Source organism: Propionispira raffinosivorans DSM 20765 (genome assembly GCF_000381065.1).
GTDB classification, from domain to species: Bacteria; Bacillota; Negativicutes; order Selenomonadales; family Selenomonadaceae; genus Propionispira; species Propionispira raffinosivorans.
Window position 1 is genome coordinate 1 of sequence record NZ_KB905870.1, and the last position, 12,814, is coordinate 12,814.

Annotated in this window: 12 protein-coding genes and 1 rRNA gene; 12 read left to right on the forward strand and 1 reads right to left on the reverse strand. The window is 37.9% G+C overall.

What is annotated here, in order from left to right; genetic code table 11:
* Window positions 1-17: 17 nt before the first annotated feature.
* Window positions 18-134 (forward strand): 5S ribosomal RNA (rrf, locus tag F606_RS0117930).
* A gap of 115 nt (window positions 135-249) precedes the next feature.
* On the opposite strand, the gene speD is transcribed toward rrf, so the two are convergent.
* The gene (gene speD / locus F606_RS0117935) at window positions 250-714 is read right to left on the reverse strand and encodes an adenosylmethionine decarboxylase (RefSeq protein WP_019555277.1); all 465 of its coding nucleotides are present in this window, start codon (window positions 712-714) and stop codon (window positions 250-252) included.
* 436 nt (window positions 715-1,150) lie between these two features.
* On the opposite strand from speD, the gene F606_RS0117940 reads away from it, so the two are divergent.
* From F606_RS0117940 to ispF, 11 genes are all read left to right on the forward strand, one after another.
* Window positions 1,151-2,092, forward strand: coding sequence for a nitronate monooxygenase (locus tag F606_RS0117940; RefSeq protein ID WP_019555278.1), 942 nt, complete (start codon window positions 1,151-1,153; stop codon window positions 2,090-2,092).
* A gap of 176 nt (window positions 2,093-2,268) precedes the next feature.
* A complete protein-coding gene (locus F606_RS0117945) occupies window positions 2,269-3,174 on the forward strand; it encodes a metal ABC transporter substrate-binding protein (RefSeq protein ID WP_019555279.1) in 906 nt (301 codons plus the stop codon).
* Window positions 3,175-3,347: 173 nt separating this feature from the next.
* Window positions 3,348-3,791, forward strand: coding sequence for a CtsR family transcriptional regulator (locus tag F606_RS0117950; protein ID WP_019555280.1), 444 nt, complete (start codon window positions 3,348-3,350; stop codon window positions 3,789-3,791).
* A 13-nt stretch (window positions 3,792-3,804) separates the two neighbouring features.
* Entirely contained in the window at window positions 3,805-4,344 is a 540-nt protein-coding gene (locus F606_RS0117955) for a UvrB/UvrC motif-containing protein (protein WP_019555281.1), read from the forward strand.
* Window positions 4,345-4,356: 12 nt separating this feature from the next.
* Window positions 4,357-5,436 carry a protein arginine kinase gene (locus tag F606_RS0117960; protein ID WP_019555282.1) on the forward strand — a complete coding sequence of 360 codons (1,080 nt, stop codon included), beginning with the start codon at window positions 4,357-4,359 and terminating at the stop codon, window positions 5,434-5,436.
* Between the two features lie 4 nt (window positions 5,437-5,440).
* Window positions 5,441-7,900, forward strand: a complete 2,460-nt coding sequence (locus F606_RS21625; protein ID WP_019555283.1) for an ATP-dependent Clp protease ATP-binding subunit — start codon at window positions 5,441-5,443, stop codon at window positions 7,898-7,900.
* 261 nt (window positions 7,901-8,161) lie between these two features.
* Window positions 8,162-9,520, forward strand: a complete 1,359-nt coding sequence (radA, locus tag F606_RS0117980) for a DNA repair protein RadA (RefSeq protein ID WP_019555285.1) — start codon at window positions 8,162-8,164, stop codon at window positions 9,518-9,520.
* A 125-nt stretch (window positions 9,521-9,645) separates the two neighbouring features.
* Complete coding sequence (locus tag F606_RS0117985) at window positions 9,646-10,140, forward strand: CarD family transcriptional regulator (protein WP_026329481.1); 495 nt, start codon at window positions 9,646-9,648, stop codon at window positions 10,138-10,140.
* Between the two features lie 82 nt (window positions 10,141-10,222).
* On the forward strand, window positions 10,223-11,353 hold the full coding sequence (locus F606_RS0117990; protein WP_019555287.1) for a PIN/TRAM domain-containing protein: 1,131 nt from the start codon (window positions 10,223-10,225) through the stop codon (window positions 11,351-11,353).
* Between the two features lie 214 nt (window positions 11,354-11,567).
* Window positions 11,568-12,332: a 2-C-methyl-D-erythritol 4-phosphate cytidylyltransferase gene (gene ispD, locus F606_RS0118000; RefSeq protein ID WP_019555288.1), complete on the forward strand. Its 765-nt coding sequence runs from the start codon at window positions 11,568-11,570 to the stop codon at window positions 12,330-12,332.
* Window positions 12,333-12,336: 4 nt separating this feature from the next.
* A complete protein-coding gene (ispF, locus tag F606_RS0118005) occupies window positions 12,337-12,813 on the forward strand; it encodes a 2-C-methyl-D-erythritol 2,4-cyclodiphosphate synthase (RefSeq protein WP_019555289.1) in 477 nt (158 codons plus the stop codon).
* Window position 12,814 lies beyond the last annotated feature (1 nt).

A 12,814-nucleotide genomic window follows, 5' to 3' on the forward strand; every position in this document is an offset into this window, starting at 1 on the left:
TATCTAAAAAAAGAATATCTGGTAGTGATAGCCAAGTGGACCCACCTGTTCCCATACCGAACACAGTAGTTAAGCACTTGAACGTCGAAAGTACTTGGGTGGAAACGCCCTGGGAGGATAGAAAACTGCCAGTTAAATGAAAAGCACTCATGTATATGAGTGCTTTTTCGTATGGAAAAACCGTTTAACTCTTCCTGAGAACGTTAAAAAAGAGCAGCAATAGAATTTTCTATTGCTGCTCTTTTGAAATTATTTATTCGAAGTTTTTCTACGTGATAATAAGTGCATAACTTTTGCTCCCGTATTTCTTATACGGCGAAGCGGGGCTACTTTTGTTTTTATTTTTGGTTTCATATCTTTTACAGATCCGAAATCTCCCCGTTTGAGATATGTCATTTTTGTTTTTTCTGGTTTTAAAAAACGACGAATTGCATTTACAGCTTTTTCCGGTTGACTTTCGTCAGAACAGGTGAAGATATCGACAGCAGCATAATTTAAATCTGGATATGTATGAACGGTTATGTGACCTTCTTTCAGTAAAATCAAAGCGGCTGCATGTTCGCCTTCGAGAATTTGAATATCAGCATTGATCAGTGTTAAACCGGATTCTTCGATTGCAAGCTGCAATGAACCTTGAAGGAGTTCAGCATTTACAATTTTATTGGACTTACAATTATACATATCAATAGCTAGATGTCTGGCAAGAATTTTCAATGTTAGAATCGCTCCTTTTATTTAATTAAATGAATACATGAAAGACAAAAATTTTATAAAATACATGTACAGTCAGGTACTTTTTTAAATATATTAAAATGAATTTTTACATAGTACTACAGACTAATATTATAAAGCATAATAGCAATTTTGTAAAGAAAATTCAAAGTACAATAGAATGAAATAAGGGATTCTTAAGGCAAGCGTCAGAAAAAAACGGTAGAGACTGATAGCCATAATTATGAACTAACAGATACGCTGGTTTTGTTTTGACCGCGTGATAAACGAAGTTAAATTTTTACTGAAAATTGGATCGGATGTATGGTAGAATAAGATAGTAAGCGAAAAGATAAAATCAAGTTAAATAATCATTTTGTCAAGTATTGGCTGTTTCTCTTAAGAAGACCTTCAGCTGGTAAAGAGAGGAGATTTTTCTATGAATAAAAGTATATGTAATGTATTAGGCATCAAATATCCTATCATCCAGGGTGGTATGGCCTGGGTTTCAGAAGCGAAACTTGCTAGTGCTGTATCGAATGCTGGTGGTGCTGGAATTATTTCAAGTGGCGGCAGAACAACGGAATATGTAAGAGAACAGATTCAATTGGCAAGAACCTTGACTGCTAAACCATTTGGTGTAAATATTATGTTGATGGCTCCAAATAAAGAAGAGATCATTGATGTGGTTTGCGAAGAAAAACCGGCATTTGTCACATTAGGTGCGGGAAATCCTGTTCCATTTTTTGAAAAATTAAAAGCTGCTGGTATCAAAATAATTCCAGTTGTACCAAATGTAAAATTGGCTCAGCGTGTTGAAAAAGCGGGTGCGGATGCTGTTGTTGTTGAAGGTATGGAAGCTGGTGGTCATATTGGTGTTTTGACTACGATGGCACTTATGACACAGGTTATTCATGAAGTTGCAATTCCAGTTGTTGTGGCTGGTGGTTTTGCTGATGGTCGTGGGTTGGCTGCTGCATTAGTGATGGGGGCTGCTGGTGTACAGATGGGGACTCGTTTCTTAGTAGCAGAAGAATGTGTGGTACATGTAAATGTAAAGACGAAGTTGATTGCATCCGTCGATACAGATTCAATTGTAACGGGTCAGTCCATGGGACATGCAGTGCGTGGCGTAAAAAATAAATTTTCATTAAATTTTCTTGAAATGGAAAAAAATGGAACTCCTGAAGCAGAATTGATTCGTCTGGCAACTGGTACAAATAAACTTGCAGCGGTTGACGGTGACGTTGAAAATGGCATGGTTCAGGCTGGACAAAGTTTATTACCACTTAAGAAAATTGAACCGGCAAAAAAAATTATTGATTCAATCGTTTTGGAAGCAAGAGCTATACTGGATAATGCTCCATCCATTCATTGTTAAAAAATTTTTCTTAAAAATAAACCAACATAAGAAACGCTATGGAGAAAATAATTTCATAGTGTTTCTTTTTCTGTAGCTTTCCTTGCTATATGAGATTAAATAATGTATTATACTATATAGTAATGTTCTTAATTGTACACAAAATGTATGATTTATTATCACAGGAGGATTTTTAAATGAAATCGAGAGTATGTCAGGCCCTATTTTTTTTCTTAATTTGTGTAGTTGCTTTTGCAGGATGTGGAGCCAATCAAAGTACTGATAAAGAAAAAGAGAATGGAAATTTTAAAATTGTTACATCGTTTTATCCGATGTATGTTGCAACCATCAATATTACCAACGGAATTGATGGGGTTGAGGTCAAGAACATGACGAAACCACAGACTGGTTGTTTACATGATTATCAATTGACACCAGCTGATTTAAAAACATTAGAAAAAGCCGATGCATTTATTGTTAATGGTGCCGGAATGGAAGCTTTTTTAGATAAGGTTGTAAAACAACAAGAAAAATTAAAAATCATTGATGCATCAAAAGGGATTGATCTTTTAAAAGATGGAACGGAAGAGAATCCTCATGTTTGGGTCAGTATTACAAATGCAATTCAGCAGGTGAGAAATATTGAGGAACAATTGATTGCAGATGATCCCAAACATGCCGATCAATATAAAGAAAATGCGGATGCTTATGTCGCCAAGCTTGAAAGCTTAAAACAGGAAATGCATATGGCTATTGATCCTTTGCCAAATAAAAATATTGTAACATTTCATGAGGCATTTCCTTATTTTGCTAAAGAATTTAATTTAAATATTGTTGCTGTGATTGAACGTGAGCCGGGCAGTGAGCCGACACCGAAGGATATTGAGGAAACAGTAGATAAAGTTAAAAGCCTTAATGTGAAAGCATTGTTTGCTGAACCACAATATCCAGAAGGTGCCGCACAGACTATTTCGAAAGAAAGCGGTGCTAAAGTATATACACTGGACCCTGTAGTTACAGGAAATGCGGATGAAACTGCCGCTGATGCATATATTAATGCAATGAAAAAAAATGCACAGGTTTTAAAAGAAGCTCTACAATAAAATTTTGTTTAGAAACTGTCTCTTTTTGAGGCAGTTTTTTTTATGGAAATTGAATCGCAGGCACTTATTTATTTCTAAATAAGAATAATTCGCAAAATCTATTGCAAAAAGTCAAAAAGTCAAATATAATAAAAATAAAGGTCAAATGGTCAAGACAATGTGAAGGTGAAAAAATGAGTAATATAGCAGATTTAATCGAAGAGTATATTTTAAGGCGTTTGTCGAGTGAACAAAATCGTAAAGTGGAACTTCGGCGAACTGATATTGCTGATAAGATATGTTGTGCACCGTCACAAATTAGTTATGTACTGAATACACGATTTACGCTAAAAAAAGGCTTTGTCGTAGAGTCGAGACGAGGTCTTGGGGGGTTTATCCGTATTGCCCAGGTTCCGTTGGATTTTATTTATCAGGATATGCTGGATAAGATAGATGAAAACACGGAACTTGATGAAATTCAACGGATGGTTCGTTATCTGCTGCAAAGACAACTAATTCAAACTCGGGAAGCCGCAATTGTAATGCAATTTTTTACATTTGCGTATGATAAACTTGAAGCAGCAGAACGAGCACGGATGATTCGCTCCGTATTTTTGACATTGGCAAATTTTTCTTAGGAGGTAAAAATCTATGTTATGTGATGATTGCAAAAAAAATGAAGCGTGTGTTCATATTACGCAGATTAGCAGTGATGGTAAGGTGGACAGAAATTTATGCGAAGATTGTGCTCAAAAATATGGGAAAATTGTTTTCAATCCAGATAAAAGTTTTTCTGTAAACGATTTTTTAACAGGAATGTTCAATAGTGGTCTTAAACCACAGATAGAGGATACCAAAGATACAGCTCAGGATTTTGTTTGTCCGAATTGTGGTATGACGTATAGAGATTTTACACACACCGGCAAAATTGGTTGTAGTGTTTGTTATACGAAATTTGGTAAAAGACTGGAACCACTTTTGCGTAGAATCCATGGATCTAGTACGCATAATGGCAAGATACCTAAAAGATCAGGCGGACAGCTTGAAGTGAAACATCAAATTAAACGATTGCGCGAAACACTTCAAAATCATATTGCTAATGAAGAATATGAGGAAGCAGCTAAACTTCGTGATCAAATTAAAGATTTAGAAAAAGCTTTCAATGAAGAAGAGCAGCAGGAAAAGAACTAGGGGGAGTGTGCTATGTCAACAGATGAATTGTTTACGAATCCATATTCACCATGGATGAATGGCAGCGGAATGGATGGTGACGTTGTTTTATCAAGCAGGGTAAGGCTTGCTAGAAATTTTTCTGATATCCCGTTTCCAAATCGTGCGAATCTTGCCCAATTGTCTGAAGTAAAAGCAATGATGCAGGAAATTTTGCCCGAACTTGAAGATATAACAGATAAACCGTATCAGTGCCTGCCAATTGATGAACTTACAAATTTGGAAAGAAAAGTGTTGATTGAAAAACATTTGATCAGCAATAATCATATAGAAAATCCAGAACATCGCGCCCTTGTTGTGAGTGATGACCGTAAAGTGAGTATTATGATTAATGAAGAAGATCATTTGCGTATTCAATGTATGGTATCAGGTTTGGATCTTGCAGTTCCATTAGAATTGGCCTCTAAAATCGATGATACAATAGAATCAAAACTAGATATTGCCTTCAATGAAAAGATGGGCTATTTAACATCGTGTCCGACAAATCTTGGTACCGGACTTCGAGCATCGGTGATGGTTCATTTACCGGGTCTTGTATTTACTCAACAGATCGGTAAAATAATGAATGCTTCACCACAGTTAGGGCTGGCAGTACGAGGATTGTATGGGGAAGGTACAGAAGTTATCGGTAATATATTTCAAATTTCAAATCAATTAACCTTAGGGTTTAATGAACAAGAAATTATGGATAATTTAACCAGTGCTGTGCTTGAAATTATTATGCATGAACGAGCAGCCAGAAAAGCCTTGATGACATATTCGGCCGAAAGATTAAGTGATCAGGTATGGCGTGCTTTTGGTATATTGAAATATGCACGTTCGGTTTCAGCTAATGAAGCTTTGTCGTTATTAAGTAAAGTTAGGCTTGGCATTGATACAAAAATGATTACAGAAGTTGCCGCAAAGTCATTTACTGAATTATTGGTATCAAGCCGCACAAATTATTTGAAGAATTTGCAGGAAAATGAAAATTTATCGCAAAATGAAATAGATAAAGAACGAGCAAAAACGATTCGTGAAACATTGGAAAAATTTAAAGTTGTTAGGGAGTGAGAACATGGATCATAGATTTACAGCGAGAGCTATTAAAGTATTAGAACTTGCTCAATATGAAGCAAGGGCCTTAGAACATAATTATGTAGGTACGGAGCATTTGCTGCTGGGGTTGATTCATGAAGGCGAGGGTGTGGCAGCCAGAGCATTAATGTCTTTAGGCATTGATTTAGCAACTGTGCGCAACCGTGTGGAAGCTATGATTGGACCAGAAAATGATAATGCTGGCAATGCCTTTGTTTATACACCAAGAGCGAAACGAGTTATGGAATTGGCATCAGAAGAAGCACAGTCACTTAGCCATAACTATATTGGGACGGAACACATTTTGTTAGGCCTGATTCGAGAAAATGAAGGAATTGCAGCTAAAGTACTCATCTCATTGGGTGCTGATTTGGATATTGTCAGAGAAACCGTCATTGAAATGCTGGGGGGGGAGCAAGCCGAAGCCAGCAATGAAAGTGGCGCCGCCAATACGGCTCATAAAAAAAGCAATACACCTGTTTTAAATGAATTTGGTCGCAATTTAAATGAAATGGCAGAAAAGGGGAAAATAGATCCGGTTATCGGGCGCGATAAAGAAATAGAAAGAGTTATTCAAATCCTGAGCCGTCGTACCAAAAATAATCCAGTATTGATCGGTGAACCTGGCGTGGGGAAAACGGCTATTGCCGAAGGATTGGCTCAGCGTATTACGCAAGGGAGTGTGCCCAAAATTTTGGCGAATAGACGCGTTGTATCGCTTAGCATGGCTTCTTTGGTTGCTGGGGCGAAATACCGGGGCGAATTTGAAGATCGTTTAAAGAAAATAATTGAAGAAATTACAAATGCGGAAGATGTTATTTTATTTATTGATGAGTTGCATACACTGATTGGTGCAGGCGCTTCAGAAGGATCAGTTGATGCTGCGAATATATTGAAACCGGCATTAGCTCGGGGAGAACTTCAAGTTATCGGTGCAACCACTTTAAATGAGTATAAAAAATATATTGAAAAAGACTCTGCATTAGAAAGACGTTTTCAGCCAATCGTAGTTGGCGAACCTAATGTGGAAGATGCTATAAAGATCTTACGCGGAATCCGTGATAAATATGAAGCCTTTCATCGTGCCCAGATTACGGATGAAGCGATTGAGGCCGCGGTTAAGTTATCACATCGTTACATTACGGATCGTTTTTTGCCGGATAAAGCAATTGATTTGATGGATGAAGCTGCTTCGAAAGTCCGTCTGGCAGCAGTCGTACAGCCTGAAGATGTCAAACAGTTAGAAAAAAAATTAGAAACACTGAAAACGGAAAAAGAAGCAGCTATTACCATTCAAGAATATGAACAGGCAGCAAATATCCGCGATGAAGAGAGTAAAACAAAAATTGAACTCGAGGTCAAACAAAAAGAATGGGGTAATAAAGAAAATAGCCGCATTGTTGTTTCGGGGGAAGATATTGCAGATGTTGTGTCAAATTGGACGGGAATTCCATTGCAGAAATTGGCGGCAAAAGAGTCAGAACGTTTATTAAACATGGAAGAAATTTTACAAACCCGAGTTGTTGGACAAGAAACTGCTGTTACTGCAATTGCCAAAGCAATTCGTAGGGCCAGAACGGGACTGAAAGATACCAAAAGACCAATTGGATCATTTTTGTTTTTAGGACCGACGGGGGTTGGTAAAACCGAATTGGCTAGGGCTTTAGCTGAAGCTTTATTCGGTGATGAATCGGCTATGCTGCGATTTGATATGTCGGAGTATATGGAAAAACATACTGTTTCACGTATGATTGGCGCACCTCCAGGGTATGTAGGATATGCCGAAGGGGGTCAGCTGACAGATGCAGTACGTCGCAAACCTTATTCTGTTATTTTGTTAGATGAAATTGAAAAAGCCCATTATGATGTATTTAACATACTGTTACAGGTTCTTGAAGATGGACGCTTGACGGATAGCCAAGGGCGCGTTGTTGACTTTAAGAATACAGTCATTATTATGACATCAAACATTGGGGCCAATTATCTTAAACCGGAAAATTCAACCGTTGGTTTTTTAACGAAAGATCAACCACAGGTTATGCCGGATATTGCGAAGAAAAAGGTGCTGGATGAAGTGAAGAAAATTTTCCGTCCGGAATTTTTGAATCGTATAGATGAAATGGTTGTGTTTAATTCACTTACGAAAAAAGAACTTACGAAGATTGTGGACATCATGCTTAATGATCTCAATAAACGATTGAAAGATATGGCTATTTCTCTTGAAATTAGTGAAGCTGCGAAAGAGCGAGTTATAGAAGAAGGGTCTGATTTTACCTTTGGTGCCAGACCTCTCAAAAGAGCGATTCAGAAATTGATCGAGGATGAAGTAGCTGAACGTTTGTTAGAAGTTACTTTTAAAGCTGGAGATACAATTCTTATTGATGCGATAGAAGGAAAGTTGACGTTTAAGAATAAAACAGAAGCTTTGATTGTAAAATAAAATACGTGTAAAACATAAAAAGACGAACTTGGCTGGTCTGAGTTCGTCTTTTTACCATGGTGGAGTATATGAAAAAAAGACGAAACACGTTAGACAAAAATTCATTAATTATTAATATATGGAATTTTATAGAGAACTTTGTCATTGCAATTATTTGGTTGACAAAATTTGTTGTTAAGATATTATATTGCGCGGTTGTGAATTTCATCCAAAATGTTTTGCGGCGCAATAAAAAGATACGTATAGGAAAAGGTGAATGATTTGGCTAAAAAAAAGACGGCATATGTATGTCAGGATTGTGGCTATGATACGGCAAAATGGCTTGGTCGATGTCCTGGCTGTGGCGCATGGAATACAATGGTTGAAGAAGTAATCATGCCGGAGCGTAAAGCTGGTCTGAGCTTGGGTCTGTCGACCTCGGCTCAGCCAGAATCTATTAAAAATGTGACAGTGGATGATATGCCGCGGTTTTTGACAGGATCGGGTGAATTGGATCGAGTGTTAGGTAGTGGAATTATTCCAGGATCGGTCGTATTGATCGTAGGTGATCCTGGTGTTGGTAAATCAAGCCTTACGCTTAAGGTGTGTGCTAATGTGGCTAAAACTGGCAAAGTTCTTTATGTTACCGGCGAAGAAAGCACACGTCAGGTACGAATGCGGGCGGATCGTTTAGACGCAATTGAGAAAGAATTGCTTGTTTTGAGTGAAACAAATCTTGATCTTATTGAGCAGCATGTCTTAACTGCCAGACCCAGACTATTAGTAATTGATTCTATTCAGACAATATTTAGACCTGACATACAGAGTGCGCCAGGGAGTGTTAGCCAAGTACGAGAATGCGCGGTTGAACTTTTGCGTATTGCAAAAACCCATGGCATTGCTGTGTTTTTAGTTGGGCATGTAACAAAAGATGGTACGCTGGCTGGTCCAAGAGTATTGGAGCATATTGTTGATACTGTACTTTACTTTGAAGGTGAAAGAAATGCACAGTTTCGCGTATTACGAGCTGTTAAAAATCGCTTTGGCAGTACAAATGAAATTGGACTTTTTGAAATGAGAGATGTTGGTCTTGTAGATGTACCAGATGCATCCAAGTTGTTTCTATCAGAAATGCAGGCGGACTCAGGCAGTATTGTTGTGCCAACGGTTGAGGGTACGAGGCCTCTTTTGGTTGAGGTGCAGGCATTGGTTGCACAGACCCCATATATGCCGCCAAGGCGGACTTCTGATTATGTTGATATTAAACGAATCCAATTGCTTTTAGCTGTTTTGGAAAAACGAGTTCATTTGAGTATTGGGGCTTGCGATGTTTATGTTAAAGTTGCCGGCGGTATAAAACTTGATGAGCCGTCTATTGATCTTGGACTCAGTGTAGCATTGGCCTCTAGTTTTAAAAATAGTATAGTTTTACCGCAGTGTGTTATTTTTGGTGAAGTTGGGTTGGCGGGGGAAGTGCGTGCAGTCAGTCAGGCTGAGGTTCGGATACGTGAAGCTGTTAAAATGGGCTTCAAAAATATAATATTACCAAAGAAAAACTTGGAACGCTTATCGCTTGATTTGCCAGTTAAATTGTATGGTGTTGAAAATGTTGGTGAAGCCCTTCGAGTGGCTTTACAATAAAATTTGCTGTTTTAAAATGATTTTTATATAGTGTATTGACAAGAAAAATTTAAAGTGATAAAATAATTTCTTTTATTAAATACAAAAATGTGGTATAATAGGGACGTGTCTTAGGAGGTGTTGCTTTGCTTAGCATAGGAGACAAGGTGGTATATCCAATGCATGGTGCAGGGATTATCAACGGCATAGAAGATTGTGAGATTATGGGAGAAAATCGATCTTATTATGTTTTGAAAATGCCATTAGGCAGCATGAAAGTCATGATTCCGATTGATAATGTCGCGAATATTGGCTTGAGAGATGTTATACCGCAAGGCGAAGTTGGAAAAGTAAAGATTATACTTCAGGGAGTACCGGAACAGTTAGCCGGCAGTTGGAATAAACGATTCAACGCAAATTTACTCCAAATCAAAACAGGTGATATCTGCAATGTAGCAGCGGTTGTTAGAAATTTGATTTTACAAGATCGTTCTAAAAAAATTTCTACAGGGGAAAGGCGTTTATTAGATATTGCAAAACAAATATTGGTCAGCGAACTTGTGTTTGCCTGCGATAAAGAGCCTGAGGCTGTAGAAACGTGGATGTATGATTTGCTTGATAAAAATACGCCAGGTGACTGACGTATTTTTTATTAAATTTTGACAAATGTAAATTATTTTAGTAATATGAGATAAAGTTTACGCAGAAGGAGGTGGGAAGGTATTGTTAGATAAAGTGTTACGCTTTTTTATCACAGTTTTAATGGCAATTGGTGGTCTTGCTTTGATGCAGTTAGCAAACCCATTGCTTTCTTTTTTGATCAGTGCTGAATTCCTGAGATTGGACATGGGTCTTTTCGGCATGACAATGACAAATCTTTTGTCTATTTTACTTGGTGGTATCATAGGTGGTGTAACAGGTTTTCTTATTTCACCTTATTTGGTGAAAAAATTGTTAACATTTTCTTTATGGGTGGAATTACAATTAAATAAAATGCCAATTCACGATGTGATTGCAGGTGCTTGTGGATTAGCAATTGGACTTATTATTGCAAATTTATTAGGCTCGGCATTTTCTCAAATTCCAATCGTAGGAAATTATATACCGGTTGTTTTCAGTATAGTTTTAGGATATCTTGGTATCCATATTACCATTGAAAAACGAGATGAGATTACAGCTCTCTTTGATTTTATCCCTAAACTTGTAAAAGACAGGACTAGGGAAAAAGACATTATCAAGGAAGAACCTGTTATAGATCCGTTATATAAACTTTTGGATACAAGTGTTATTATTGATGGACGTATTGCAGATATCTGTAAAAGTGGATTTATTGAAGGAACCTTATTGATTCCTGTTTTTGTCTTGGAAGAGTTGCAGCATATCGCCGATTCTTCTGATTTACTCAAACGTACTCGAGGCCGCCGTGGCTTGGATGTTTTGAAACGCATTCAGACAGAGTTTGATATGTTTGTTAAAATTGATAATCATGATTTTGATGATATTACTGAAGTAGATTCTAAGTTGGTAAAGCTTGGACAGCTTGTTGGGGCAAAAATTATTACGAATGATTATAATTTGAATAAAGTTGCTGAACTTCAAGGGGTATCTGTACTTAATATCAATGAATTATCAAATGCTGTAAAGCCTGTGGTTATTCCAGGCGAAGATATGGTAGTTAATGTTGTTAAAGATGGCAAGGAAAATGGACAAGGGGTTGCTTATCTGGATGACGGTACGATGATTGTCGTAGAAGGCGGTAAAAAACATATGGGCGAAACAATTGAAGTCATCGTAACATCCGTTCTTCAAACAGCAGCTGGCCGTATGATATTTGCTAAACCGAAAGCAGCATAAGAATGTATTTTTAAAAACTCTGGGCACTATGATTTTTAAAATTAAAAAGAATGAAAATGCTGCGGGTAACCGCAGCATTTTTTTTGAAATGATTATTTTTTTACCTATATTGATAAAATTATTGACGGTGATGTGGTTTTGCTTTCAATTAGCAACTTACATGTAGTATGATAAAGAAAAATAAATTATTGAGTATTTATAGGAGCGTAATTTTATGGTAACTGCAATTTTCCCCGCTGCTGGGCAGGGTAAAAGAATGAAAGCCAGCGTCAATAAAGTTTTTTTAGAACTCATGGGGAAGCCTATTTTAGTACATACGCTGTTAGCTTTTTCGCGTTGTGATGCAATTGACAATCTAATTGTTGTCGTGGGGGCGGATGAAGTAACTTTCATCAAAGCGCTATTAGCGACAGTGCCTGGACTGAAACCTTATAAAGTTATAGCGGGCAGCACGGAACGACAATACTCCATTTTTAATGGGTTAGCTCAGCTAAGCCCGGCGACGGATGTCGTATTAGTCCATGATGGAGCAAGGCCGCTTGTGAGCTGTCAGATAATCAGTGCTGTGGTTGAAGAAGCTAGAAAAAGCGGTGCAGCGATTGCAGCGGTGCCAGCGAAAGATACGATCAAAATAGTGGATAAGGATGAGCTGGTTGAAGCAACGCCGGATCGTCAATCTTTGTGGACGGTACAGACACCACAGGGCTTTACCAAAGAAGTTATCGTTAAAGCATATCAACAGGCAGCGAATGATGAATTTTTAGGTACAGATGATTCAAGTCTGGTTGAACGGATAGGTGTACGAGTCAAGGTCGTTCAGGGTGACTACAGCAATATAAAAGTAACGACGCCAGAAGATCTATTGATTGCTGAAGCTTTTATGCGGGATGGTGTGGTTGCGAAGGTGGTAAGCCGCGTGTCCTCGTCTGTTTCAGGAGTCGTGTCTAACGTGAAAGAAAAAATTTTTAGAAAGAGGTAATACGATGATTCGATTTGGTATGGGATATGATGTGCATAAATTAGTAGGAGGGCGTAAGCTGATTTTAGGTGGTGTTGAGATAGAGCATACGGTAGGGCTTTTAGGGCATTCGGACGCGGACGTGCTGTTACATGCGATTGCAGATGCATTGCTAGGAGCAGCGGCACTTGGCGACATCGGTCGTCATTTTCCGGATTCGGATGATGCCTATAAAGGAATTTCGAGCCTTATTTTATTAGAGCATGTGCGGGATTTACTGCTTGAAAAAAAATATGAGATTGGCAATGTTGATGCAACGATTGTAGCTCAAAAACCGAAAGTAGCCCCTTTTATTTTACAAATGAATGAAAATATAGCAATGGCATTACGAATCGCGATTGACCAAGTCAATGTGAAAGCAACAACTGAAGAAGGATTGGGATTCACGGGGACAGAACAGGGGATTTCAGCCTATGCTGTCGTGGGGATTGAAAAGAAATAAT